The 25,589-nt window shown below is 71.6% G+C and carries 23 protein-coding genes and 1 pseudogene; 10 read left to right on the forward strand and 14 right to left on the reverse strand.

Translation table 11 applies throughout. The annotated features are described in order from the left end of the window. Window positions 1-67 precede the first annotated feature (67 nt). Together GR130_RS23510 and GR130_RS23515 are read right to left on the reverse strand one after the other, a co-directional pair. Window positions 68-466, reverse strand: a complete 399-nt coding sequence (locus GR130_RS23510; RefSeq protein ID WP_159506530.1) for a hypothetical protein — start codon at window positions 464-466, stop codon at window positions 68-70. Beyond that, window positions 463-1,731: a hypothetical protein gene (locus tag GR130_RS23515; protein ID WP_201304975.1), complete on the reverse strand. Its 1,269-nt coding sequence runs from the start codon at window positions 1,729-1,731 to the stop codon at window positions 463-465. Before GR130_RS23515 ends, GR130_RS23510 begins: the two co-directional genes overlap by 4 nt. 775 nt (window positions 1,732-2,506) lie before the next feature. Here GR130_RS23515 and GR130_RS23520 point away from each other — a divergent pair. Then, window positions 2,507-2,803 (forward strand): DUF1330 domain-containing protein, encoded by a 297-nt coding sequence (locus tag GR130_RS23520; protein ID WP_159506531.1) that lies wholly within the window; start codon window positions 2,507-2,509, stop codon window positions 2,801-2,803. 354 nt (window positions 2,804-3,157) lie between these two features. Here the strand turns inward: GR130_RS23520 and GR130_RS23525 are convergent, their stop codons facing one another. Together GR130_RS23525 and GR130_RS23530 are read right to left on the reverse strand one after the other, a co-directional pair. Next, complete coding sequence (locus GR130_RS23525) at window positions 3,158-3,634, reverse strand: (2Fe-2S)-binding protein (protein WP_159506532.1); 477 nt, start codon at window positions 3,632-3,634, stop codon at window positions 3,158-3,160. 44 nt (window positions 3,635-3,678) lie between these two features. Next, entirely contained in the window at window positions 3,679-6,051 is a 2,373-nt protein-coding gene (locus tag GR130_RS23530) for a molybdopterin cofactor-binding domain-containing protein (protein ID WP_159506533.1), read from the reverse strand. 330 nt (window positions 6,052-6,381) lie between these two features. Here GR130_RS23530 and GR130_RS23535 point away from each other — a divergent pair, with 330 nt between their 5' ends. Next, entirely contained in the window at window positions 6,382-6,579 is a 198-nt protein-coding gene (locus GR130_RS23535; RefSeq protein WP_159506534.1) for an antitoxin, read from the forward strand. A 369-nt stretch (window positions 6,580-6,948) separates the two neighbouring features. Further along, a pseudogene (locus tag GR130_RS23540) lies at window positions 6,949-8,027 on the forward strand (chitinase); the annotation flags it as partial. Window positions 8,028-8,074: 47 nt separating this feature from the next. Here the strand turns inward: GR130_RS23540 and GR130_RS23545 are convergent. From GR130_RS23545 to GR130_RS23555, 3 genes are all read right to left on the reverse strand, one after another. Beyond that, window positions 8,075-8,578, reverse strand: coding sequence for a nucleoside deaminase (locus GR130_RS23545; RefSeq protein ID WP_159506535.1), 504 nt, complete (start codon window positions 8,576-8,578; stop codon window positions 8,075-8,077). A gap of 83 nt (window positions 8,579-8,661) precedes the next feature. Continuing rightward, window positions 8,662-9,132 carry a cyanase gene (gene cynS / locus GR130_RS23550; protein ID WP_159506536.1) on the reverse strand — a complete coding sequence of 157 codons (471 nt, stop codon included), beginning with the start codon at window positions 9,130-9,132 and terminating at the stop codon, window positions 8,662-8,664. A gap of 101 nt (window positions 9,133-9,233) precedes the next feature. Beyond that, window positions 9,234-9,818: a carbonic anhydrase gene (locus tag GR130_RS23555; protein ID WP_159506537.1), complete on the reverse strand. Its 585-nt coding sequence runs from the start codon at window positions 9,816-9,818 to the stop codon at window positions 9,234-9,236. Between the two features lie 125 nt (window positions 9,819-9,943). Here GR130_RS23555 and cynR point away from each other — a divergent pair, with 125 nt between their 5' ends. After that, complete coding sequence (gene cynR, locus GR130_RS23560; protein WP_159506538.1) at window positions 9,944-10,849, forward strand: transcriptional regulator CynR; 906 nt, start codon at window positions 9,944-9,946, stop codon at window positions 10,847-10,849. 27 nt (window positions 10,850-10,876) lie between these two features. On the opposite strand, the gene GR130_RS23565 is transcribed toward cynR, so the two are convergent. Then, window positions 10,877-12,004 carry a baeRF2 domain-containing protein gene (locus GR130_RS23565; RefSeq protein WP_159506539.1) on the reverse strand — a complete coding sequence of 376 codons (1,128 nt, stop codon included), beginning with the start codon at window positions 12,002-12,004 and terminating at the stop codon, window positions 10,877-10,879. Between the two features lies 1 nt (window position 12,005). Between GR130_RS23565 and GR130_RS23570 the strand changes: the two genes are divergently transcribed. Beyond that, a complete protein-coding gene (locus tag GR130_RS23570; protein WP_159506540.1) occupies window positions 12,006-12,164 on the forward strand; it encodes a hypothetical protein in 159 nt (52 codons plus the stop codon). A gap of 68 nt (window positions 12,165-12,232) precedes the next feature. Here GR130_RS23570 and GR130_RS23575 read toward each other — a convergent pair whose 3' ends face one another. Further along, complete coding sequence (locus GR130_RS23575) at window positions 12,233-12,787, reverse strand: TetR/AcrR family transcriptional regulator (RefSeq protein ID WP_159506541.1); 555 nt, start codon at window positions 12,785-12,787, stop codon at window positions 12,233-12,235. A 97-nt stretch (window positions 12,788-12,884) separates the two neighbouring features. Here GR130_RS23575 and GR130_RS23580 point away from each other — a divergent pair, with 97 nt between their 5' ends. After that, entirely contained in the window at window positions 12,885-13,481 is a 597-nt protein-coding gene (locus GR130_RS23580) for a DUF2867 domain-containing protein (RefSeq protein WP_159506542.1), read from the forward strand. Window positions 13,482-13,557: 76 nt separating this feature from the next. Here the strand turns inward: GR130_RS23580 and GR130_RS23585 are convergent, their stop codons facing one another. From GR130_RS23585 to GR130_RS23605, 5 genes are all read right to left on the reverse strand, one after another. Further along, the gene (locus tag GR130_RS23585) at window positions 13,558-15,510 is read right to left on the reverse strand and encodes a collagenase (protein ID WP_159506543.1); all 1,953 of its coding nucleotides are present in this window, start codon (window positions 15,508-15,510) and stop codon (window positions 13,558-13,560) included. A 193-nt stretch (window positions 15,511-15,703) separates the two neighbouring features. Beyond that, window positions 15,704-16,696, reverse strand: coding sequence for a LysR family transcriptional regulator (locus tag GR130_RS23590; RefSeq protein WP_159510167.1), 993 nt, complete (start codon window positions 16,694-16,696; stop codon window positions 15,704-15,706). A 138-nt stretch (window positions 16,697-16,834) separates the two neighbouring features. After that, window positions 16,835-17,863 carry a homoserine dehydrogenase gene (locus GR130_RS23595; protein WP_159506544.1) on the reverse strand — a complete coding sequence of 343 codons (1,029 nt, stop codon included), beginning with the start codon at window positions 17,861-17,863 and terminating at the stop codon, window positions 16,835-16,837. A 29-nt stretch (window positions 17,864-17,892) separates the two neighbouring features. Beyond that, window positions 17,893-19,242 (reverse strand): MFS transporter, encoded by a 1,350-nt coding sequence (locus GR130_RS23600; RefSeq protein ID WP_236573411.1) that lies wholly within the window; start codon window positions 19,240-19,242, stop codon window positions 17,893-17,895. A gap of 314 nt (window positions 19,243-19,556) precedes the next feature. Beyond that, window positions 19,557-21,212 carry an alkaline phosphatase family protein gene (locus GR130_RS23605; RefSeq protein WP_159506545.1) on the reverse strand — a complete coding sequence of 552 codons (1,656 nt, stop codon included), beginning with the start codon at window positions 21,210-21,212 and terminating at the stop codon, window positions 19,557-19,559. A gap of 384 nt (window positions 21,213-21,596) precedes the next feature. On the opposite strand from GR130_RS23605, the gene GR130_RS23610 reads away from it, so the two are divergent. The 4 genes from GR130_RS23610 to GR130_RS23625 all read left to right on the forward strand — a co-directional run bounded on the left by GR130_RS23610 (window position 21,597) and on the right by GR130_RS23625 (window position 25,584). Continuing rightward, a complete protein-coding gene (locus GR130_RS23610; RefSeq protein WP_159506546.1) occupies window positions 21,597-22,388 on the forward strand; it encodes an SDR family NAD(P)-dependent oxidoreductase in 792 nt (263 codons plus the stop codon). Between the two features lie 283 nt (window positions 22,389-22,671). Then, window positions 22,672-22,908, forward strand: a complete 237-nt coding sequence (locus GR130_RS23615; RefSeq protein WP_159506547.1) for a ferredoxin — start codon at window positions 22,672-22,674, stop codon at window positions 22,906-22,908. Continuing rightward, window positions 22,898-24,292, forward strand: coding sequence for an NAD(P)/FAD-dependent oxidoreductase (locus GR130_RS23620; protein ID WP_159506548.1), 1,395 nt, complete (start codon window positions 22,898-22,900; stop codon window positions 24,290-24,292). Before GR130_RS23615 ends, GR130_RS23620 begins: the two co-directional genes overlap by 11 nt. A gap of 56 nt (window positions 24,293-24,348) precedes the next feature. Continuing rightward, window positions 24,349-25,584: a cytochrome P450 gene (locus tag GR130_RS23625; protein WP_159506549.1), complete on the forward strand. Its 1,236-nt coding sequence runs from the start codon at window positions 24,349-24,351 to the stop codon at window positions 25,582-25,584. The last annotated feature ends 5 nt before the right edge of the window (window positions 25,585-25,589 follow it).

Consider the following 25,589-nt stretch of genomic DNA (forward strand, 5'->3'; position numbering starts at 1 on the left):
CGCGCGACGGGCGCACGGTGCGGCGGCGGTGCCCGTCACCGTACGCCGGCCGACCCGGTCACCGCCGTCATCGCTTCGTACCCCTGGAGCGGGGCGGGGGATCCGCCTTGGTGCCCGCTCCGCCACCGCCCTTGCCGTCCGGCACCGTAGCCGGTGCGGACGCGCGCAACTGCTCGCAGAGGCGCTGTTCGTGCTCCCGGGTCAGCTCCGCCACGTTCCGGGCGTAGTCGATACCGAGTCCGCCCAGTGCCGAGGCGAACTTCACGCCCTCGTCGCCGACGAACTCCCAGTACGCCCTGTTGACCTCGCCCCAGGTGGGTTTGCCGTTGAGCAGCCCGGTCACCAACTCCGCGTAGTCACCCCACATCGCGGTCTGGAGTTCGGCGATCCGGACGGCTGCGGTCCGGAAGTGTTCCCAGCTTCGCCGGAGTTCGGCGGCCAGCTCTTCGGTCGTCTCGGTGCTCATGAACACTCCTCAGGTCGGGCCCCGGCGGGAGCCGGAACCGGGCTCAGCAGGGTGCTGTGGTGGAACCCCAGCCGGGGATCGGTCCAGACAGGCAGATCGGGAAGGTACGCGCGCAGCTCCGGCATCTCGACCCGGAGCCGCACGGCATTGGCGGGATAGTCGTAGACGGTGATCGTGTTGAGTCCGCGGTTGGCGGTGAACAGCAGCTTCTGGTCGGCGGAGAGCTGGCAGGCGTAGACCGAGTCGAGCAGCGTGCCGCGCGTGACGCGCAACGCGCCGACGAAGTGCCTGCTGCTCGGTACGGGGGACCCCCGGGTGAAAGCGTCGGTGACCTGCCGGGCGGCCTGCCGGGCGGAGCGCATCTGCGCGGACAGTCCCGGCCGTTCGTCGATGACGCGGTACGAGGTGAAGTCGGCGAGGTCGATCATGACGATGGTGCCGCTGCCGCCGTTGCAGTAGATCAGCTCGCGGTCCGAGACGCACACGTCCGAGTTGATGTGCGCGGGCACGTTCTGACCGCAGTTCCAGTGCCGCAGGATCTGCCCGCTGGCGGCGTCGATCTCGAACACGTACTCCTTGAAGTACGCCATGGCCCATTCGTGCCAGTCCCGGCCCTCCTGGGGAAGGACCCGGAAGGACAGTGCGTAGAAGACGTCCTCGTACGGATGGCAGGCCACGTGCCAGCAGGTCGTCGGCAGGGGGACCCTCCGGGCGACGCGTCTTTCGAGGTCGAAGATGCCGACCTCGGCGGCCTCGCCCCGACCCGGATGGTCCATCCCTCCGTAGACGAGATAGCGGCCGGAGGCGGTGCGTTTCATGGCATGCGGAAGTTTGAGCAGGTGATCGCCGATGCGCTCGGCCTTGGTCGGGCGGTCGAGGTCCACCAGCCAGAAACCGTCGCCGATCGCCGTGACGCCCTGGGTGTTGTCGAGCCACACCATGTGCGTGCTGCTCTTGATGGACGCGTCGGGAGTTTCGAACCGCAGGGTGGAGACCCGCTCGCGCTCGTCCAGTGAATGGACGTCGTAGAACATGAGCTGTTGCCCGGCATTGCCCAGGAACCCGGATTTCCGGTCGGGCGTGATGCTGATGGCATGGCCCCCGGCCACACCGTCGTAGTACTGGACGCGGTAGGCGTATGCGCCGCTGTCCGGGTCGTAGCGGAAGACGCAGACACCCGCCGCACCCTCCAGACCGTTCAGGCCGTTGCCGTCGAGGGCGATGTGGAAGGCGTAGGGGTAGCGGTCGGTAGATGCACCCATCATGGACCGTCCTACCGTGGTGACACCGCGTCGCTTGCGGGGGGTTCCTCCATGCGCCCAGCCTCCATGGATCATCGTACGAGGGGTGCGGCCGGGCCGCATGTCGTGCGAAAGCGGTTCGCCGTGCCGGCGAACACGTTCCCCGGTCCCTGCCCACATCGTCGTTTCCGGCAACGCGTCACGTCCCGACGGGAACGGTGCGGGCGGATCGGCGTGCCGTACCCGATGCCTCCGCCGTGCTCGCGGGAGCAGGACCGGAGGGCATGTCGAGGCGGTCCGGCACTCGCCCCATCATCTCACCAAGGGTGTGCGAGACCGCGCGTTGAGCGGCCGCTCGGCCTGTCGGATCCACCCGAAGGCGACTTCGGCGCCGGCGGACTGGGGACGGCCGTCCGGTTGCCCGGCTCGGCGGTGCACCGCGTGAGAGCAGGGTGCCGGATGACCGGCAGAGGCGTGCACGGCAGCGGCGGGGGGTTCTCGCGCCGTGTGACGCGACGCAAGCGCCGCTCGGGCGTGGCCGCCGTTGGCTTTCCGCCCCGGCGCATCGGCCCGGAGTCAGGGCAGCGCGGTCGGCGGACCAGAGATCGAGAGAGCACCGGGACCGCCGGCAGCTGCACCCGGCGCCCCTGCGCACCCGGCTCCGGACGCTGACGGCCTGCGGGCCGCGGCGATGTCGGTCGGCGCCTCCCGCTGCCTCTGCCTCTGCCTCTGCCTCTGCGGGACAAACCGATCGCACCGTCACGGGACGGGCGTCGACGGACCTGACACCATGGCCGCCATGACTGCCTATGTGATCTCCGAGGTCGAGGTGCTGGACGAGCAACAGGCCGGTGAGTACCGCACGTTGGCCGAGGAGTCGATCCGCCGCTACGAGGGCCGCTATGTCGTCCGCGGTGCCCTGCCCGACGCCGTCGAGGGGGCCTGGTTCACTTCCCACCGGTTGGTTGTCGTGGAGTTCCCCGACATGGACCGGGCCAGGCAGTGGTACGCCTCGCCCGAATACGCAGCGGCGCTGGCAATCCGCAAGACGGCGCTGGACCGGCGGCTTCTCTTCGTCGAGGGCGTGTCCGCATAGCGCCGTCGCAAGCGCGCCCGGGAGTGGCTGGGCACGGTGCGGCCCGGCTACCCCGCCGCCTCCCGGAATCCCTCGGGAATAACCCGCCCACCAGGACTTTGAGACGACGGCAGACCCGTTGGGCAGCAACACACCTGGAGGTACACATGGGGAACGAGCGCGCGCTGGTACTCGGGGGCGGTGGCGTGGCGGGCAAGTGCGGGCCCACCCCAGGCAATGCCCGCGGCATGGAGCGGCCGTTGCGGCCGTTCGAGCCGTGCGACACCGTGATGGGGACAGCGGCCACGGTGCTTCTGACGGTCGTGGCGCATGGGGCGCTCGCGCCGTGCCGCGTGTGGCTCCACCCCCCTTGGCCTAGAAGTGTCGTGCCCCCTCCATGATGGCCTCGCGGATGCGGTGGTAGGTGCCGCAGCGGCAGACGTTGCGGATCTCGTCCAGGTCGGCTTCGGTGATATCGCGGCCGGCGGCTCGGGCCTGCCTGACCTTGGCGACCGCGGCCATGATCTGGCCGGGCTGGCAGTAGCCGCACTGGGCGACGTCGTGCGCCAGCCATGCCTCCTGCATGGGGTGCAGGTCCTTGCCGACGGTGGCGGGCAGCCCCTCGATGGTGGTGATCTCGTCGTCCGGCCGAATGTTCCCGACCGGTACGGAACAGGGGTTGAACGCCTTGCCGTTGAGGTGGCTGGTGCATGCCTGGCAGACACCGAGGCCGCAGCCGTACTTCGGCCCGGTGACGCCGAGGACGTCGCGCAGCACCCACAGCAGCCGCACATCGCCCTCGACGTCCGCCGTGACGGGCTTGCCGTTGAGGATGAAGGTGTGTTCGGGCACGGTCGCTCCTTGCGCTCCTGGTGGGCCGCTTCAACCGACCGCGGCTAGTAGGCGCGGTCCAGGCCGTCGGTCGGCGATTGCGGGATCGGGGGGACGGTCGGCAGCGGCTCGAAGCCGAGCGGGCCGGAGTGGTTGAGGGGAAAGGTCGTCGGCATGGTGCCGGTGGCTGCACCGTAGGCGCAGGCGACCGCGGCCGCGGCGGCGCCGACCGCCAACTCCCCCGCACCGCCGGGCTTTCCGCTGGTCGGCGGCATGACCACGATCTCCAGCTCGGGCGGGGTGTTCCACTGGCGGGTGTAGAAGTAGTTGTCCCAGCTGCCCTCCAGGAACGTACCGTCCTTGAGGTGCAGACCCGAGGTGAGCGTGATGGCGATGCCGTCCATGATGCCGCCCATCATCTGGGCCTCAAGGCCCTTCGGATTGATGGCGAGGCCGACGTCGACGGCGCAGACGGCCCTGGTGACGCGCGGTCCGGTGTACGCGTCGGGAACGTGCCGTCCGGTGGTCTGCGGGCGGCAGTCGATCTCGGCGAGTACGGCGACGACTCCGTGGTACTCGGGGTGTACGGCGATGCCCTGCGCCATGCCTGCCGGCAACTCCCTCCCCCAGTGGCCGAGTTCCGCTACCTTGTCAAGGACGGCCCTGGCCCGGTCGTCCTTGACGAGCTGTCGGCGGAGGTGGAGGCGGTCCTCGCCCATCTCGTCCGCGAGCCGGTCGAGGATGAGTTCCTGCGCGCACCGGACGTTGGGCGAGTAGATGTTGCGCATGCTGCCGGTGTTGAAGCCCTTGTCCACCTCGTTGAGGAGCTGGGTGGTGAGCCCGAGGTCGTAGGGCGTCTGCTGGGTGAGCGTGAAGATGGTCTCGGAGAAGGTGAGATCGCCCACCGGCAGCTTGGCGGCCGACGCCGTGATGATCTCGCCGAGGCCGTGGCCGAAGTCGGTGGACACGGAGGTGTGCCGCTGCTCGTACGTGAGCACCCTGCCCAGTGCGTAGGTGGCCCGTACGCGCGAGGTGGCCATCGGGTGCGTACGTCCCTGGCGGAACTCGTCGGTGCGGTGCCACATGAGCTTGACCGGCTTGCCCATCGCCTGGGATATCTCGGCGGCTTCGAGCGCGGCGTCGGAGAACAGCTTGCGGCCGAACGAGCCGCCGCCTTCGGTGACATGCACCGTGACCGCACCCGGCAGCAGACCCAGCTTCGCCGCGATCGCCTCCTTGGCGACGATCGGTGACTTCAGGGCTGCCCAGATCTCGGCCCGGTCCGACCGGACGTCGGCCACCGCGCAGTTGGGCTCCAGCGCGCTGTTGCTGGCGAAGTGGAAGGTGAAGGTGCCCTCGACGGTCTTGGCCAGCGGGTCCAACCGCGGTACCGCCAGGGGTACTTCGGCCGCCTTCACCTCACGCAGGACCGTGTCGTCGGACGCCCGCTCGGCCGTCCCGGGGCCCCAGGTCACCTTGAGCGCGCGTACCGCGTCGATGCACTGGCCGAAGGTCCGGGCGCGTACCGCCACGCCGGTCGAGATGGCCGCGACGTCGGTGACGCCGGGCATCGCCCGTACCGCCGCGAGGTTCTGCACGGACCGCACCGTGCCGTTGATCGTGGGCGGCCGGCACACCATGGCCGGGGACGCGCCCGGCACGTGCAGGTCCATGGCGAACTGCTTGCGGCCCGTCACGCTCGCCAGCGCGTCGACCCGGTTGCGTGCGGTGCCGATGACCGAGAAGGCGGAGCGGGGTTTGAGGTCGGTGGCGACCCGTACGGTCTCCAGGCTCGCGGCCTTCTCCGCGAGCGAGCCGTAGGTCGCGCTCCGGCCGTTCCTGGCGGTGATCACACCGGCCTTGGTGGTCAGCGTGGATATCTCGGCGCCCAGCACTTCGGTCGCGGCCTCCAGGAGGCGCTGTCTGGCGATCGCGGCGGCGACGCGGATCGGGGTGTACGTGGAGATGGTGGTGTTGGAGCCGCCGGTGAGCTGGTTGAAGAGGAGTTCGGGGCGTGCGTCGGCGAGGGTGACGTGGATCCTCTCCAGCGGCAGGTCCAGTTCCTCGGCGATCAGCATCGCGGTGGAGGTGGTGATGCCCTGGCCCACCTCGGCGCGTGGCAGGGCGAACGAGGCCGTGCCGTCGGCGTGTACGTGGAGGGTGATGAGGCCGGCCGTCGGCAGCGCCGCGTCGGTGAGCATGTCGTTGAGGTCGAACACCGTGGACAGCTCGGGGAGCGAGGCGGAGGCGGCGTGTGCCGGAGTGGTACCGGCCGCCGCTTCGCCCAGTTGCGCGGCGACCGCGAGGGTCGGCGCCGCCAGGATGTAGCCGAGGAACCTCCGACGGCCGACGCCGGCGTGGGAGTGCGGGGCGTCCCGGGCGACCGGGGCCACGGCCTCGTGCTCCTCCCGCGGCAGACGGTCGTGAACGTCCATCATCTGTCCTCTCACGGAGCGTGGTTGATCGACCTACCGGATGGTAGCGAAAGCATGCGCACGACAGAACAGCGCTGCGAACCGCGACTCGCGCGCCACACCAGCCCCAGGGAGTGGTGACGCATCGCAACTCTCAACTTCGAGCGCGAGATCAAGATGACCCGGAGCTGACGCGTACGGCGCGGCCGGACCGTCCCGTCGGCGGTGCTCGGGTGCCGGTGTGCGCCCGCGCCCGCTTCGCCCCGCACGCGACCCCATGAGCCGTCCTGCGCTCCGCGCCTCCATGGGACGATGGCCCTGACCAGGCAATTCATCGACGGAGACGGACTTTGCATGTTTGACGCCCTCAAGAACCTCAAGGAGAAGGCCGAGGAGATCGCCGAGGCGCACGGCGACAAGATCTCCGGCGGACTGGAGAAGGTCGGCGACTTCGTCGACGACAGGACCGACCACAAGCACAGCGACACGATCGACACCGCCGTCGGCAAGGCACAGGACTTCGTCGAGAAGCTGGGCGAGAAAAAGGACTGACGACTGGCACCCGGGGCTCGCCGCCCTCGCCGGGTCCGGGCGGCACCAGAGCGGCGGCAGTCCCGAACTCCCCGCTCTGTAGCCGGCGTTGAGCGACAGGGGCGGCTGTCTGCCCTGGGGCGGGTGCGGTCAGGCGTACGGGGGCGGTCGAGACATGCGTCCGGTCCCCCGCACCGCCGAGCGCGCGGAGAGGTGGTCCAGCATGTGGTGACCGTGCTGGGCAGGGCCGCGCCGCCCGTCGGCACTTATTGGTCTGGTCCTTTCTTGGTCCAGTCCATTGACACGCCGCTGCCCTCAGGGCTATCCCCTATGCCAATACCGCTGCGCACAAGGGGATTTGGCGGTCAACCTCCTCACACCTGGACTGACATGAGACGCAGGCGCTCTCTCCGTGCAGTACTCACCGCTACCGTCACCGCCGTGGCCACCGCCGGGCTCACCGCCCTGGGTGGGGGCGCCGCCCACGCGGCGACACCGCTCCCGGCCCGTGTGTTCGCTCCCTACTTCGAGTCGTGGACGGGCGAGAGCCCGGCCGCGCTCTCCGCCCAGTCCGGTGCCGGGCATCTGACGATGGGGTTCGTCGCGACGGCCGCCAAGGGCTCCTGCACCGCCTACTGGAACGGCAGTTCCGATACGCCCGTCTCCTCGGCCTCCTTCGGCAGCGACATCAAGACCATCCAGGCGAAGGGGGGTGATGTCATCCCCTCCTTCGGCGGGTACACCGCGGACTCCACCGGTACCGAGATCGCCGACAGCTGTACCGACGTCGGCCAGATCGCCGCCGCCTACGAGCAGGTGATCACGACCTACGACGTCCCGCGGCTCGACATGGACATCGAGGCCGATTCGCTGGACGACTCCGCCGCCGTCGATCGGCGGAACAAGGCCATCAAGCTCGTGCAGGACTGGGCGGCGGCCAACGGGCGCACGGTCGCGATCTCGTACACCCTGCCGACGACGACCCACGGGCTCACCGACAGCGGACTCGCCGTACTGCAGAACGCGGTGGACAACGGCGCACGGGTGGACGTCGCCAACATCATGACGTTCGACTACTACGACAACGCCACCCACGACATGGCCAACGACACCCAGACCGCGGCCCAGGGGCTGTACGACCAGATCAAGCCGCTCTACCCGGACAGGACCCCGGCTCAGCTGTGGGCCACGATCGGCATCGTCGAGATGCCCGGGGTCGACGACTTCGGCCCGGCGGAGACCTTCAGCCTGGCCAACGCCACCCAGGTCTACAACTGGGCCCTCGCCAAGGGCATCGGCACCCTGTCGTTCTGGGCGCTGCAGCGGGACAACGGCGGCTGCCCCGGCGGCCCGTCCGCCGACAACTGCTCCAGCATCCCGCAGAACACCTGGGACTTCACCCATGTCCTGGCGCCCTTCACCGGCGGAACCACCGACCGGCCGACGACTTCTCGGTGACGGCCGCCCCCCGCCGCCGAGCTCGTGCCCGCGCGCGGGGAGGGCGGGCGGTGGGGGTTCAGGAGGCGGCGGTCGGCGTGCCGGCCACCCGGCGCTCGCCGCCGTTGCGCTGCTGCCAGAAGCGGTAGACCTCCACCGCGTCCGCGCGCGGCTCGTAGCGCATCGGCAGCCGGCGCTCGTCCCAGTTCTTTGCGAACTCCTCGTAGAAGGTGCCCAGTTCGAAGTACCTGCGGTCGTCGACGTAGTGGGGCTCGTAGGCGTCGCGGGTGGTGAGGAAGACGACCTCGTCCGGGGAGCAGTAGTACAGCGAGCCCAGGCACATCGGGCAGGGGTGGGCGAGGACGTAGATGGTGGTGCCGGTCAGGTGCTCGGTGCCGAGCGTCGTGCACGCCTGGCGGATGGCGAGGATCTCCGCGTGGGCGGTGGGGTCGTTGGTCTGGGCGACCCGGTTCGGGCTCTCGGCCAGGATCTCGCCGTCCTTGACGATGACGGTCGCGAAGGGGCGTCCGCCCTCGGCGACGTTGCGGCGGGCGAGGTCGATGGTGCGCTGGACGAAGTCCATGACGGGCTCCTCGGGGAGTGCGGGGTGGTCAAGGTAGCGGCGGGGCGGACCGGGCGGCGGTCCGCCCCGCCGGGTGGAGTGGATCAGAAGGGCCTGGTCGGCAGGTACTTGCCGTCCAGGGTGATGACCGCGCGCTCGCCGCCCTCGGGGTCGGCGACCTTCTTCACGTCCAGCTTGAAGTTGATCGCGCTGATGATGCCGTCGCCGAACTGCTCGTGGACCAGGGCCTTGAGGGTGGTGCCGTAGACCTGGAGCATCTCGTAGAAGCGGTAGATGGTCGGGTCGGTGGGAATGCCGCCGGGGATCGAGCCGCGGGTGGGGACGGTGCGCAGCAGCATCGCCGCGTCGTCGTCCAGACCCAGCAGCTCGGCGACGGCCCGCGCGGACTCCGGCGGCAGGGCGTGCTGGCCCAGGACCGCGGCGGTGGTGAAGGCGACGGAGAGGCCGGCGGCGTCGGCGAGCTGCTGCCAGGTGAGGTCCTTGCGCGTCTTGGCCTCGACCGCGGCGGCGGCGAGGGCCTGACGGGCGGCGGGGTCGAACTGGGCGTGCACCATGAGGTAGGTGTCCTTTCCGGTGGTGCCGGTACCGCACGGAGGGCGGCCGGCGGGTCTGGGGGTGTCCCGGGCCGCGCTGCTGCCGGTCCCGGGGGAGGGGGTCAGGCGGCCGGTGCGGCGCCGGGGCCGTCGAGTCGTTCGACGCGGCCGGTGGCGATGTCGAAGACCCAGCCGTGCAGTGTCAGCGTCCGCTGCGCCAGGGCACGGGCCACCGAGGGGTGGGTGGCGAGGTTCGACAGCTGGGTCGGCACGTTGTGCCGGACCAGGGCGTCCACGTCACCGCCGGGGGTACGGGCGAGGGCGGCATCGGCGTACCGCAGCCAGTCGGCGACCGCCGGGGCGGTGGACAGGTCCTGGCCCCGGGCGAGGGCGGTCATCGCGCCGCAGGCCGAGTGCCCGCACACCACGATGTCGGTCACGCCCAGCACGGCGACGGCGTACTCGATCCCGGCCGCCACCGCGTCGGCGCCGGGGGCGTAGGCGGGGACGAGGTTTCCGGCGGTACGGAGGACGAACAGCTCACCCGGCTCGCTCCCCGTGATCAGCTCGGGGACGACACGGGCGTCGGAGCAGCCGATGAACAGCGTGTGCGGTCCGTGGTGGGTGGCCAGGCGGGCGAACAACTTCTCCCTGACCGGGAAGACATCCCGCTGGAAACGGGCGATGCCCGCGGCGAGGTCTGGCATGGGTCACTCCCTTCGATGGCTGCCGGCCCCGTCGGGCCCGGCGACATCCACCCTGCATGACCTCTACCTATAGAGTCCAAGACGCAATTTCAATGTCTGCTATTGATGACATCTATAGTGGTCTCATGGCTCTGGAACTGCGTCATCTGCGCTATCTGCTCACCGTGGCCGAGCACGGCAGCTTCACCCGCGCCGCCGAGGACCTGCACATCTCCCAGCCGACGCTGTCCCAGCAGGTCAGGCAGCTCGAACGCACGCTGGGCAGCCAGCTGCTGGACCGCTCCGGGCGCACCGTCCGGCTCACCGACGCCGGTGAGGCGTACGCCCAGCACGCGCGGCACGCGCTGCGGGACCTCGCCGCCGCCGAACGCGCCGTCCACGACGTACAGGACCTCTCGCGCGGCCACCTGCGGCTGGCGGTCACCCCCACGTTCACCGCCTACCTCGTCGGCCCGCTCACCGCCGAACTGCACACCCGCCACCCCGGCGTCACCCTGACCGTGCGGGAGATGCCCCAGGACCGCATCGAAACCGGGCTGCTCGCCGACGAGTTCGACCTCGGCATCGGCTTCCGGGGCCCCCACCTGCCCGGCATCGCGGCGACCGCGCTGTTCACCGAGACGCTCACGCTGGTCGCCGGCGCCGGCCACCCCGCCGACCAGCGCGGCCCGCTGCCCGTCCGGGAACTCGCCGATCGGCAACTCGCCCTCCTCAGCGGGGACTTCGCCACCCGCGGCCATATCGACGACTATCTCGACCGGCACCGCGTCAGCCCCCGCATCACCGTGGAGGCCAACTCCCTTCAGGCGCTCACCGAAATCGTCCAGTGCACCCCGCTGGTCACCGTCCTCCCCGACGCCCTCACCCACGGCCACCCCCACCTCACCCCCATCCCCCTCGATCCGGCCCTCCCCACCCGCACGGTCGCCCTGCTCCAGCGTGCCGACGCCTACCGCAGTGCCGCCGCCCTTGCCTTCACCCGCTTCACCCACGACCTCGTCCGCACCCGCGGATACCCGCCGGCATCCTGACCGCGCCCCCGGCCCGCGACCGGCCGATCAGCCGACGGCCGGCCCGTGGGGGTGCGGGGCGCGCTCCGGGCCGGCGTACCGCAGCAGTGCGCCCAGCCCGTCCGTCAGCGGCAGTTGGTCCCGCGGCACCACGATCAGTTCGGCACCGGTGCGCACCGCGGCGCGGATCACGGCGGCACCGGCGGGCCCCGCACAGAAGCCGAGCGCACCGTACGGTCCCGGGTCGGCCTCGGGCGGGCCGGTCCGCAGGACCGGCACTCCCACGCGGAGTTCCACCGGGAAGCCGACCGGGACGTTGAGCAGCAGGGTGCCGGCCTGGGACCGCTGGAGTGCGGCCACGGCGTCGGACAGTCCCTCGACCGCGCCGTGCCGGCCGGTGCGGCGCGCCTGGAACAGGTCGACGCGGGCCCGGTCGGCGCTGCGCAACCGCCCCTCGAACGCCGCGGCGAGTTCCTCCTCCATGAGCGCCCTGCCCCGCGGCGCCGGATACCCGTCGCCGTCGCAGGTGACGGTGCGCTTGCGCCATCGTCCGTCGAGGTTGTCCGCCAGCACGTTGCGGACCCAGGCGATCCCGGCCAGCACGATCGCCTCGGCGTCCGTGCTGCACGCCAGTGCGGCGATGCCGTCGGCGGCCTCCTGCCCGGCTCCGTCGAGCCAGCTCACGGCGGGGCCGCGCATCAGGTGGCAGTCGCCCGGCGCGACGGCGCTGCCGGGCCACACCCCCGCCTGGCACGCCACCTCCAGTTCGTCCGCGGGCTCCGCATACGGGAGCGGGAGGCAGTGCACGGTGGCGGCGACGTAGCGGATGCCCGGAGCGAACTGCACCACCAGCGGCATCAGGTCGGGCAGCGCGGTGAACGCGGCCTCGTCGCGCGCCGGCGGCACGGGCAGTTCCTCGGCCAGTACCACCCGCCCGCGGACGGCCACGATCGCCTGCCCGTGCCGGCCGGCGATCTCGCGGTCACAGCCCACGACGCCCGCGACGGCGGCCACCGTGGCGGCGTCGGCGCCCTGGTCCACGAGCGCCTCGCAGACCCGCCGGCTGCGCCGCGCGGTCTCCCGGTCCGGCTCCTCGGCGGTGCGGGAGGTGTCGAGGTAGGCGCAGACGTACGGACCCCCGTTCGCGTACACCGCGTTGAGGAAGGCGAGGTCCACGATGCCTCCCCGCAGTGTGACGTTCCACTTCCTCCTCTTCCTCTCCCAGTACAGCCCTGATTCGCCCGTCCCGCGCGCCCACCCGGCCGGGCTCCGGGTGGTGGCCAGGACCGGCGGCCGGGAGCGGCACCGTCCGGGTTCCGGCGGGTGCGGGGCGTAGCCGCGCGTACGTCACGGGGCGTGGTCCCCGCCGTGGACCGCGGAGGACGGCCACGGGCCAGGGGGCGGCTACCTCAGCAGCCAGTCCCGGGTCAGCTTCAGCACCTCCTCGCGGCTTCGTGCACCGTGGTCGGCGGCGACGAAGTGGCTGCCGATGCGCAGGGTGAAGGCGAGCATGCTGCGGACCTCCACCTCGTCGCCCGAGCAGAAGCAGCCGAACAGTGAACGCAGGTAGTCCATCCGCCGGTTGTCGACGCGCCGGAGGCGTTCCGCGACGGCCTCGTCGCGCCGGGCCCAGTCCCGGATGGAGAGGGAGACGGCGGTGGCCCGCCCCGGTTCCTCGGTGAACAGGGCGAGCGTCAGCAGTCGTTCCAGTTTGGCCCGGGCGTCTCCCCCGTCGCGCTCGACCTCCTCGATGACCCCTTCGGTGGTGTCGCGCTCCCAGGTGTCGAGCATCTCGGTGAGCAGCGCCTCCCGGTTTCCGAAGTACCCGTAGAAGCCGCCCTTGCTGACGCCGAGGACCTGCGCCAGCGATTCGATCCGGACGGCGTCCGGACCTCCGGTGGAGAGCGCCCGCAGCCCCTCCTCGATCCACTTGCCGCGAGGCGTCCGGGTCGCACCCATGGTGTGTGTCTCCTCTCACGTCACCGCCGACTATACGGTGCCGTATAGGCAGCCCTAGCCTTGATCTGTACGCCACCGTATAGACAGGGGCCGTTCCATGAGACTTCCCACCCGCGCGCACACCTCTCGTCCCTGGCGGATCCATGAGATCGCCGGCGACTTCCACCTGGAGGACGTGTGGGCGCTGCCGACACCGGGCGGCCCCGACGACCTGGCCCGACTGGCGGACCAATTCACCCACGACGGCGTGGAGTTCACCTCCGCTCCGATACCGCGGCTGCTCTTCGCGGTCCGCTGGAAGCTCGGGAAGGTGCTCGGCTGGGACACACCCGGCGCGGGCGTCGGCACCCGGGTCCGTTCGCTGCGCGACCGGTTACCGGCGGACCTCCGCCAAGGCCCGCGGGGCCCCGAACGCCCCGGCGCCCCCTTCACCTCCGTCTACCTGACGCACGACGAGTGGGCTGCCGAGATCGCCAACCGGACCATGCACGGCATCGTGCACATCGGCTGGGTCCCTGACGGGGCGGGCGGGTACCGCGGCCAGATGGCCGTCCTGGTGAAGCCGAACGGGCCGCTCGGCGCGCTGTACATGGCGGGCATCAAGCCCTTCCGGCACCTGGGGGTGTACCCGGCGATACTGCGGGAGATCGGCCGCAAGTGGCAGGCGGGCGCGGGCGATCGGAGCGCCGGCTGAGCCTCGCCCGGCACGACGTGATCCCCGGGCAGGCCGGTCGTGGCCTGCCCGGGGATCCCGGTTCCCCGCTGGGGTGTCAGTGCGCCTTGCAGCCGCCGGACGCGCAGGCGTCGAGCCAGGAGGTGAAGTCGGCGTCGTAGCGGTCGCCGATCTGCGAGTTGTAGACGGCGTAGCCGCCCGCGTAGTCGCCCGCCCGGAACTTCGCGAGCATGGCCTGGATGTCGTCGGGGTGTTTCTCGGCCATGTACCGCACGGCGAGATAGCCCCAGGGGTAGGTGCGGGTCACATCGCTGTTGGCGTAGGTGCTCTGCCACAGCGTGCTCAGCGCGTAGGTGTGCTTACCGGCCTCGGAGACCGCCTCGGTGTCGGTGACACCGCGGTAGCTGTAGGAGACGTACTCGGCCAGGCCCTCGATCCACCAGACGTCCGGGACGGTGGTCTCCTGGCTGAAGTCGCCCTTCATGTCGAAGCGGCCGTCGAGGTAGTGCGTGTACTCGTGGTTGAGGTTCCAGATCCGGGCCGGGAAGCCGTCGTCGGAGCCCTTCTGGTACATGATGGACTGAACCTTGTTGTCGGGCTTGGTCGGGTCGCCGGTGATGGTGATGCCACCGTTGTTGGTGTCGACCCCGAATATCGGTCCCGCGTAGGTCTTGTAGTCGGTGGGGCTGGCGAAGACGATGACCTGGATCTTGTCCTCGTACTGGCCCGGTATCGAGCCGCTGTCCTTCACCACACCGTGGAAGAAGGCGTCCTCCTTCTGGAGGCTGGCACAGGCGGCGTCGAGGTCCTGTGGGGTCAGCGCCTGCGCCAGGATCGTGCGCGTCTCATCGCAGGGGTGGGTGGTCGGCAGCGCGGCCTTGGTGAGCTTGTCGGCCAGGTTGCAGGTGTCGAAGTAGGAGCAGTTGGCCTTGTCGTAGGAGTCGGCCATGTTGGCTACGCCGACCCACAGCGCGGCGGTCCGGCCGGTGATCTGCGACTTGCCCAGCAGGTCCTTCATCAGGGGCCGCACCTTGTCCTGGAGCGCCCCGGCGTGCTGGACGAAGCGGCCCATCTCGGTGCCGGCGTTGGAGGTCAGGAAGGCGTTGTCGGTGCCCAGCAGATCGAGGTGCTTCTCGGCGAAGGTGTCCAGGGTGTCGATGATGCTGGGGTCGCTGGTGACCGCCTTCACGAAGGCGTCGTTCTGGTGGCCGCGGAACAGCGGTGTGTAGACGTTGTTGACCGCGTTCACCATGGCGGGGAAGGCGTCGTACGAGCTGTTGTAGGCGTCCAGGACCTTCTTGTAGGTGCCGAGGTAGCGCCCCTGCTCGTTCGCGCTGTCGGTGAGGGTGATCGCCTCGCCGACGACGGCGCCGTTCGCGTCGCTGACGTCCATGAAGTGCGCGTTGCCGACGAACGCGTCCAGGGCGCCTTCGATGGCGGTCGCCAGGTTCTGGCCGTAGTCGCCGACGTCCTTGGAGTCGTTGTACTGGACGTAGTAGCCGGCGCGCAGGAAGAGGACCAGTTGCTGCACGTCGGTGGAGTCGTCGCCGGGGTAGGTCGCCGAGGCGCTCTTCAGCGCGTCCGCCACGGGGACCATCTGGGATTCCTGGAAGACGTCGTGGGCGTCCTTGCCGGTGATGCTGAAGAGCGTGTTGACGCATTCGGTGGTCGACTTCTTGATGAAGTCGACCAGCTCCGCACCGCTGCGGCTGCCGAAGTCGCCCGGTGAGCAGGATGCCGCACGGGCCTGGTGCGGTGTCTTTCTCGCTTTCCTCGTCTCCCTCATCTGCGGCTGCTGCGGACGCAGTTGGGCCACGCTGTGCGGCCTGCCCTGCACGTCGGACCGGTCCGAGGCGGTGGTGGCCGGGCCCGTCGGCGGCAGCGGTCGCGCCGGGTCGTGGGGTCGGGCGGCGGACTTGGCGACGGCCGGGCCGGCGGCGGCCGGTGCACCGGACGCCGCGAGCGTCGGGCCGACCACGAGGCCGACGGTGGTGGCACAGGCCACCAGGCCGATGGTCAGGAATCTGTGTGGGGGGTTGCGATGGCGCATTGCGGCTCCCTTGGTGAATTCATGCGCCTTGTGGGGGTCGGCAAGTGCCTTGTAGGGATCGGCAGATGCCTGAAGGACTGTGCCACTCCCGCCGACCGCGGACCATGGGCTGAGGGACAGCACCGTCGGCGTCCCCGCCACAACATCCGGCGCACCCGGCCCGCCCGCGCACCGACCGCGCAACGCTCGACCGTCAGACCGGCACCGATCCGCCTGCCGGTGCGCCCGGCCCGCCGTCCGCCCCGTACGTCCTCGCCGCCCACGCCTGCAAGTGCGGTGAATGGGCGCTCAGTACGCGGTAGGACGCGGCGGCGGAGCGGAACAGCGTCTCCGCGATCTCCTCGGTCACGCTGTCCCGCCGCCACAGCAGCAGATAGCGGCACCACAGCGGTGTGCCGGTCAGCGGTTTGACGAGCACTCCGGAAATCGGGCGGATCGTCGCCTGGACGACGGAGACGCCGAGCCCGTCGGCGATCATGTTCTGGAGCTGCAGCTGGTCGCCGAGGAATTCGTGGACCGCCGCCGGGGTGAACCCGGCCGCCGCGCACGCCCCGTAGAACACTCCCGGCCAGCCGGCCCCGTCGTCCGGGGTCAGGAACCAGGCGTCGTCGGCCAGGTCGGCGAGCGCGACCTCCATGCGGTGCTTCACCCGGTGGTGCGCGGGGACGGCGACGAACGACGGCTCGACGACGATCCCGCGGTGCGCCATGGCGGGGGAGAGCGGCAGTTCCAGGCCGGGGTAGTCCACGGCGATCGCGGCGTCCAACTCGCCTTTCTCCAGGCGCTCCACGATCTCCGAGGAGGCGTAGACGCTGCTGACGGTCAGTCCCAGATCCGGCAGCCGGCTGCGGACCCGGACGACCATGCCGGACAGCACCGGCGAGTTGGTCGCGGCCAGGCGGAGGACCTGGCGTGCCCCTGCGGCCCGGCCGCCCGGCCGCCGCCCGATGGCGTCCGCGCGGTCGAGCACCTCGCGCGCCTGGGCCAGCACCTCGGCGCCGAACCGGGTCGGTTCCACGCCCGACGCATGGCGCTCGAACAGCGGCTCGCCGAAGTGCCCCTCGATCCGCTGGAGTTGGGTGCTCATCGCCTGCTGCGAGTATCTGAGCAGCCGCGCGGCCCCGCCCAGGCTCCCGGCGTCGGCGATCGCGCACAGGGCTCGCAGGTGCCGCAGCTCCAGCTCCATCATCCGCTTCCCTCCGCGTCCTCCGCCGATGGTCGTCCCGGCCCCGGGCCGAACGCACCTCAGTACAATCGCACGGGTGTTTCGCCGCAAGATTGCCATTGCCGCGGGCAGCCGGACCGGGCCGCGGGCCGCGGCGGATCAGCCGAAGCCGAAGCGCCCGGCCGTCGCGACGGCGAGGGTGTCCTTGAGCAGGGCGAGCGCCGCGCCGAGGGGGCTTGAGCGGCCACCGCTCACGGTGATGTCACCGGCGTCCGGGCAGCCGTACACCACGGCCTTCTCCGGGCCGGTCAGCGCGTGCAGGGGATCGCCGGGGGCGGTCTCGTCCAGCCGTACGCGGACCAGGAGCGGCTGGTCCGCCCGTGCGCCCGCCACGGCCCGCAGCCGGTGCCCCCGGGCCGCCGCGGCCCGGGCCGCCTGCGTGGTGTGCCGGTCGACCGGTTCCGTCCGGGTCCGGACGTCCGAGGGGTCCCACCCCCACATCAGGGCCGCCAGCAACCGCACCTTCGTGGCCGCGTCGTCACCCGACAGGTCGGCCGAGGGGTCGGCCTCCGCGATGCCCCGCCGCTGCGCCTCGCCGACCGCGGCGGCCAAGGAGCCCCCGGCCGCCAGGCGGTCCAGTACGAACGTGGCGGTCCCGTTGGGGCAGGCCCGGATCGAGCGGCAGCCGAGACCGCGCACCCCGGTTCTCGCCAGGTCCCCGGCCGGCAGCGCGGCTCCGGTGGCCCCGGAAATCCTGATCAGGCTGCCGCCGGCCTGCGCGGCGTCGCCGAGCGCGTGCCAGTGGCTGAGCAGGTGGCTCTTGGTCGCGGTGACCACATGCACCCCCCGGCGCAGCGCCATGACGGCCTCGTCCGCGGCCTGCTGACGTACCTGCGGCGAGGAGGGCAGCGCCTGCACCAGCACGCGGGCGCCGGTCTCGTCCAGCGTCCGTTCCAGCGGTGCGGGCGGCCCCCAGGCCGGTCGCGGCGGCAGCGGCCCCTCCTCGCGGGGCAGGCACTGGGCGGTGCCGACGCGGACGGCTCCCAGCCGCAGCCGGACTCCGTGGTCGCGGGCGATCTCGTCGCCCCGGGTGCGCAGTTGCCCGGCGAAGGCCCGGCCGACGGGGCCGTAGCCCGACAGCACCACGGTGACGTCATCCGGTGAACGGGGCGCGGTGGCGGGTGTCATGACGCTATGTCTCCTGACGCGGCAAGGCACTACCGGGTGGCGGACTCGTACGGCGCGGTGGGCGCACGACGCGGCTCCACCGATCCGGACGGGGCCGGGTCGGGCGGTGCGAGGGTACGGAGCCGCCGGGCGCACGCGCTCCACTGCCAGACCGACACCGCGGCGGTGACCGCCCCCAGGGCCAGCCACCCGGCCGGTCCGGCGGCCAGCACCGCGCCCGTCAGCAGCGGAGGCCCGGCGGACTTCTGGATGGACTGCGCCATGCCGGCCACCCCGAGATACCCGGCGCGCGCGTCCGCCGGGGCGAGCAGCACCGCCAGTTCCCAGGAACTCACCGAACGCATCAGCTCCGCCAGCGTGACCAGAAGGGCCGCGGTCAGCAGTGCCGCCGTCGCCCATCCGGTCCCGCCCTGGGCGGACACCGCCACGACCACGCAGGACGCGCCCAGCAACGCCCCGTACAGCAGTACCGCACGCGCGGCCCGGCGCGGCCCCTCGGCGCGCGCCGACACCCGCATCTGGAGCACCACGACCAGCACCGTGTTGACGATGAGGAAGGCCGGGGCCAGGGCGTGCGGCGCCGAGGTGCGGGTGATCAGCCACAGCGGCAGGCCGACGCCGAGGACCGTGTCGTCGATGTTCATCACGATGTCGCGCAGCACGAACCCGAGGTATCCGACATCCCGCCAGGGGCTCGCGGGCCGGGTCGGCGCAGCCTCGCTCCCGTTTCCGGACCGGGTCAACTCGGCCGCGCGGTCGCGCGGTTCGCCGGTACGCCACACGAGGGCCGCGGCGACGACGAACGACAGCGCGTCGCCCAGGATGAGGGCGGCGTACGCGGTGTGGGTGCCCACGGCGACGCCGATGGCCGCGATGCCGGTACCGAAGGCGTAGCCCGCGTTGGCCGCGCTGCGCGACAGCGCCTGGTAGGCGACCCGCCGCTCCCCCGCGGTCCGGGTGGCGAACAGCATCTCCAGCGTCTTGGCGGCCCGGTCGCCCAGGTAGGTCGCGGCCACGACGGGGAGCAGCGCGCCGAACCCGGTGCACAGCAGCATCAGCCCGAGGGTCACCAGGCGCAGCAGGTGGCAGCCGATCAGCAGCCCGCGCACCGGAAGCCGGCCGGCGAGCCAACCGGCCAGTGGGGAGCCGCAGATGCCCGCGACTCCGGCCACGCCCAGGAGCACACCCACCTGTTGGGCGCTCAGGTGGGTGACGAACGTGAAGTACAGCACGGACGCCGAGGTCCACAGCCCGGATCCGGTCCGGTCGAGGCAGAGCGCGAGCAGCATGATCCGGGCGTTCCGGCCGCCGGGAGGCCGCCGTAACTGGGCGAACAGGCCCTGCCCCGCCGCCTGTTCGCCCTTCCTGCCCCACCCCATGACGACCCCGCCCCTCTCGTTTCCCGCACCGTGTTCGACGGCCGACAGGGGGAACCTTGCCGCGAGAATTCGCTCGACGTCAAGATACTTGATGTCGATAGAGTTTCTCCGGTAGCGTCACGGGAGGGGGCGGCACCCAGCGGCGAATTTCCTCAGGCCAGGTCCATCAGGCGGGCCAGGACACGGCCGCCGGAGGCGTTGAGGCCGTCGTGGTGGGCGCGCCGCGGGTGCCCGGCAGCGGAAACCGTCCATGACGCGGGGGCCGCGCCCCGTTCGGTGCGCGGCCCCCGGCACGGTCGCCCGGCGGTGGACGGTCAGCGGACCGGCAACACCGCGGTGTGCTCCCGCTGCACGGCCTGGAGTTGCTGCGGGTCGAGGCCGAGCAGCGCCAGGATCGTGGGCGCGATCTGGGCGGTCCGGACCGGCGCCGCGGTGCGGACGCCGGACGGGGTGGCCGCGCCGGAGACGACCAGCGGGACGTCGAGGTCGTCGGCGTGGGCGCCGCCGTGCTCGGCGATCTTCTTGGTGCCGCCGGTGTAGACGACGCCGTACTGCGCGATGCCGAAGACGTCCGGGACCCGGGCGTCCCCGGGCTTGACGCCGAAGTAGCCGGCCGCGGCCCGGCCGGCGTAGACCGTGCTCAGGCCGCTGTGGGTGAACGCCTTGGGCTTGGTGTTGATGTCGGTGCCGTTGCCGTGCTGCGCCAGCAGGTACTGCTTGGCGAACTCGGTGGCCGCGGCGGAGCGGTCGTTCAGCCACAGCAGCATGCCGTCGTCGTCCACGGAGTGCGCGACGAGGTCGCCGGCGTCCGGGTGCAGCTTCTTCCAGGCGGCGTTGAGCCCGTCGAGCAGCAGGCCGTCGTCCACGCGGTTCAGGGCGGCCGGGTCGGTCGGCGACTGGCCGTGCTTGGCGGACAGCACGACGGTGGTGCTGGACTCCAGGTGCCGGTCCTTGATCTCCTTGACCAGCGAGGCGACTTCGCCGTTGACGAAGTCCAGGTTCCGGGCCAGCAGCGGGCCGGGCACGTTCTTCGCCGCGTAGCCGCCCTTGAGGCCGTCGGAAGTCGGCAGCTTCTGGGCGGTGGAGACGGACTGGAAGTTCAGGCCGAAGATCGCCGGGGTGCCGACCTTGTGGGTGCGGCTGTGGTCGTAGCCGTCGATCTCGTTGAGCACGGCCCGCGTCTTGTAGTGGTCGTACTGCTCGGTGGCCTTGTTGTCGGTGGTCCAGTCGCCACCGGCCCGGTAGCCGGGAGCGGCACTGTTGATCTCCGGGGCGAACAGGTCCTGGATCCCGGTGCCGGACGGGCCGTTGAGGATGTCGTAGGCGGCGTGCTTGTCCGACCACGCGGTCCGCAGACCGGCCTGGCGGGCTACCTCGAAGACGGAGTTCACCTGCAGGTACGCGTGCGGGTAGACCGGCTTGCAGGTCTTCGGGTCGACCGGGAGCCGGCTCGGGTCGAGGAGGCTCTGCGGCTGACCGGTCATCTGAAGGATGCTGTCCGGCAGGCCCTTGAGGCCCTGACCCGCGTCGAGGGACGCCTTGTTCCTGTCCAGGTCCTCGGTGAGGTCCACCTCCACGCCGGGCTTGGCGCCCTGGCAGTGGGTGGTGCCGGCCGGGAGCAGGGCGTGGTCGTAGGTGTCGTCGTAGTAGACGCCGGTGGTGCCCGGACCGCCGCCGGTGACCTGGGCGGCCATGCCGGGGAAGGAGTCCGAGGGGGTGGTGGTTCTGGCGTGCGTGTACTGCACGCCGCCGTGCACGAGACGGGCCAGCGCCGACTGCGGGTGCTGGGTGATGTACCAGGCCAGGTCCGACTGGTGCAGGCCGTCGACGGAGACCAGCAGGACGTGTCGCGCGGCGGCCTTGCGGTGCGCGGCGGCCTCGTCGGAGGCGGATGCCTGGGCGATGGTCACGCCGGCGAGGGTTCCGGCGGCGCAGAACGCGGCGGCCAGTCGGATGGAGCGGCGGGTCACGGGTCTCCCCTGTTGTCGTGAGTACCGGAGGGGGGTGGCTGAGCGCGCTCATGATGAACCGGACCCCGTGTAGCGGCGGGATCCGGCACATGAACAACCGGGGAACGATGGGTATGGCCGGCCTTTGCCGATACCGGCGCCGTCAACTCGGCCCGTGCGAACTTCCGTTGCACGCCGTTCCGCGGACGGCACCCGGCTACTGGCGCCGTACGCGGACGGCACGCGTCGGCCGCCCTGCCCCGTGACCGCCCGCGCCCTGTCGCGCGCGGCGTCCCCGGCGGTACGGTGATGCACGGACGTATTCCCCGAACACGCCGCGTCGGCCTGCCCGCGGTGGCGCGCGAGCGTGGCATTCCACGCGCCTTCCGACAGGGGAGATCGCGGATGACCGACCGACCCTATCCGTACCGGACCGCGCTGATCACCGGTGCCTCCAGCGGAATCGGCACGGCCCTGGCCCGGCTCCTGGCGGCCCGGGGCGTCTCCCTCGTACTGGTCGCCCGCCGGGAATCGCGCCTGCGCGACCTCGCGGCGGAGCTGCGGGCCGCGCACTCCGTCGAGGTGGAGGTGCTGCCGGCCGACCTGACCGACGCCGCGCAGACCGCGCAGGTGGCCGCCCGCCTCACCGATGCGGCCAAACCTGTCGAGTTGCTGGTCAACAACGCCGGAGCCGGGGCAACCGGAGTCTTCGCCGACCTCCCCGTGGACCGGGAGGAGGCCACACTCCGGCTGAACAACGAGGCGGTGGTACGGCTCACCCGGTCCGTCCTGCCGCAGATGCGGTCGGCGGGGCGGGGCGGAATCCTCAACGTCTCGTCCCTGACCGGCAGTTTCCCGTCGCCCTCGCGCGCCACCTACGGCGCGACCAAGGCGTTCCTCACCCATTTTTCCGAGGACCTCGCCATCGAGAACCGCGGCTCGGGCATCCATGTCACCGCGCTCCTGCCGGGCTTGACCAGGACCGAGTACTTCACGGCGAACGACGTCGGCCCCGCCCCCGTGCCGGGATTCCTCTGGCTGACCGCGGACGCGGTCGCCGCCGCCGGGCTCAGGGCCGTCGCCGCGGGACGGCACCGCTGCGTCCCCGGCGCCCCCTACAAGGCCGTCCACGCCCTCCTGTCCTGCACACCGCCCCCGCTGAAGCGGGCTCTCGGCCGCCGTCTGTCGCGCCGGTGACACCGGCCGGCCCGCGGCACGGCACCGGCTCCGGCCGAGGTGGCGGCCGGGCCTGCTCGTGACCGGCGACAGACGCCTGCCCCGGTCCGCTCCGTCCTGTCCCTGCCTGCTCCTGCCGCCGCTCCCCCTGCGCCGGGCGACTCACCCCGACGGCACGCTGAACGTGCGCCCGCACCGGGGGCCTCCGCATCCTGAAGCGGGGCCGGACCTTGTGGGGTCGCACGCTGACGCGATCAGCGGCTGTGCCCATGACCACGTCGCGTCGCGGAGGAGCGGAGAGTTCATGAGGCTTGTCGTCGATCTCAACCGGTGCCAGGGGTACGCCCAGTGCGCCTTCCTCGCCCCGGACGTGTTCACCATGCACGGCGACGAGGCGCTGATGTACGACCCGCTCGCCGACGACACGCAACGGGAGAACGTACGCAGGGCGGCCGACGCCTGCCCTGTCAAGGCCATCACCCTCGACTACGAGGACCAGGGCGCGGCCGACGGGAAGGCGGGTGCGTCCCGTGTCGGTTGACGGTTACCTGGAGACGCTCCGGCGCGAGGGGCGGATCGTTGTCGTCGGCGCCTCCCTGGCCGGCCTGCGAGCCGCCGAGACGCTGCGCGCGGAAGGCTTCGCGGGCACCCTGACCATGGTCGGCGACGAGCCCCACGAGCCGTACGACCGGCCGCCGCTGTCCAAGCAGGTCCTGCTGGGCAAGGTGCCCGCCGACCACACCGTGCTGCCGAGGCGGCGCCCGGTCGACGCGGAGTGGCGGCTCGGTGCCGCGGCCACCGGACTGGACCTGGCGGCCAAGCAGGTACGGCTCGCCGACGGCGACGCGATCGACTACGACCGGCTGCTGATCACCACCGGGGTCCGCGCCCGTCCGTGGCCGCGCGAGCTGGAGGCCGACCTCGACGGGGTCTGCGTGCTGCGTACCCGGGACGACGCGATCCGGCTGCACCACCGGCTGAAGGCCGGTCCGCGCCGGGTGCTGGTGATCGGGGCCGGGTTCACCGGCTCGGAGATCGCCTCCGCCTGCCGTGAGCGGGGGCTGCCGGTCACCGTCGCGGAACGCGGTCCGGCTCCCCTCGTAGGAGCGCTCGGCGGTGTGGTCGGTGAGGTGGCGGCGGAACTCCAGCGCGCGCACGGTGTCGACCTGCGGTGCGGTGTGCAGGTCACGGGGCTGGAGGGGGACTCCGCCGGCCGGGTGCGGCAGGCCCACTTCTCGGACGGCACCGCGGTCGAGTCGGACGTGGTGGTCGTCGCGCTCGGCGCGACCCGCAACACCGAATGGCTCGCGGACTCCGGTCTGGGCGCCGGTCCGCGCGGGATCGCCTGCGACGCCGGATGCCGGGCCTTCGACGTACGGGGCATCGTCACCGACGACGTCTTCGTGGCCGGTGACGTCGCCCGGTCCCCGCACCCGCTCTTCGGCTACCAGTTCCTCTCCCTGGAGCACTGGGGCAACGCCGTCTCACAGGCCGAGGTCGCGGCCCACAACATGATCAGCGCCAGCGCGGACCGACGGCCGCACCTGTGGATGCCGTCGTTCTGGTCCGCCCAGTTCGGGGTGAACATCAAGTCCGTCGGCGTCCCGCCGATGGCCGACCAGATCATCGTGACCCAGGGGTCGCTGGCCGAGCAGCGCTTCACCGCGGCCTACGGCTACCAGGGGCGCGTCATCGCCGCCGTCACCTTCGACCAGGCGAAGTGGCTGGACTTCTACGAGCGGCAGATCGAGCAGGCCGCGCCGTTCCCGCCCGAGTTCACCACGGTCGACCGGCGCCCCGAAGGGCTCCAGCCGGTGCCGGCCGGATTCCCGGACCCCTCGCTTCCCAGCCACGGGCCCACCGTCACCCTCAGCGGGCACTCGCCGACCGACCGCCGCGTCTCGTTCACCCCCCGACGCGCCTGACCCGGGCACACCGGCAACCCCCGCCCCCGGCCGCAGCACCTCGGAAGGATTCCGCCATGACGTCGGTCGCGCTCCTGCACCGGATCACCGACTACGCCAACCGCCCCGACCCGTATCCGCTCTACGCCGAGCTGCGCAGGACACCGGTGGTACGCGACGAGTCGGGCCCCTATCTGGTCAGCACCTACTGGGAGATCAAGGAGCTGCTGCACGACCCGCGGATCAGCTCCGACCTCCGCAATCTGACCCCCGAGGCGGCCAGGGCCTCCGGTCAGGAGCACGACCCGAACCTGCCGCCGGCCTTCATCCGGCTCGACCCGCCGGAGCACGACCGGTTGCGCCGGCTGAGCATGCGGCCGTTCGGTCCGCCGCACACCCCGCGCCGGGTGTTCGACATGCACGGCGAACTGGAGGAGATCGTCTCCGGGCTCGTCGACGGTCTGCGCGGGCGGGACACCATCGACCTCGTCGACGACTTCTCCTACCCGTTCCCGGTCACCGTGATCTGCCGGATCCTGGGCGTCCCGCGCGAGGACGAGTCGCACTTCCACGAGTGGGCCGACACCATCGCCGCCGGCCTCGACCCGGTCGGCACGGCCGAGGAGCGCGAGGCGCAGGTCCAGGGCGTCCGGCGGGCCAGGGGCGAGCTGGCCGCCTATCTCGCCGGTCTCATCGAGGAGCGCCGCCGGTCGCCGCGCGACGACATGCTCTCGGCGATGGCCACGGAACACGGACCGGACGGGCAGATGTCACCGGTGGAGATCATCACCACCGCGGCGCTGCTGCTGATCGCCGGCCACGAGACCACGGTCAACCTCATCACCAACGGGATGCTCACCCTGCTGCGGAACCCCGACGTCCTCCAGCGGCTGCGTGTCGAGCCCGGTCTGGCCGTCCCGCTCGTCGAGGAGCTGCTGCGGTTCGAACCTCCGGTGCAGATGCTGCCGCAGCGCACGACGCTGGCGGACATCGACATCGCCGGGACCATCATCCCGAAGGGCGCCTCGCTCTACCTCATGGTGGCCTCCGGCAGCCGGGACCCGAAGCGGTTCGCCGACCCCGACCGCTTCGTCCCCGACCGCCCCGACAACCAGCACCTGGGATTCGGCCACGGTCTGCACAACTGCTTCGGGGCGCCCCTCGCCCGGCTGGAGGCGCAGCTCGCGCTGACCGCGCTCGTCCGCCGGCTCGACGGCCCGAGCCTGGTCGAGGACCCGCCTCCCTACCGGCAGAACGCCGTCCTGCGCGGCCCCCGGCACCTGCCGATCGCGTTCAGCGGGATCATCGGCTGACCCCG

Source organism: Streptomyces sp. GS7 (assembly GCF_009834125.1).
Lineage (GTDB): Bacteria > Actinomycetota > Actinomycetes > Streptomycetales > Streptomycetaceae > Streptomyces.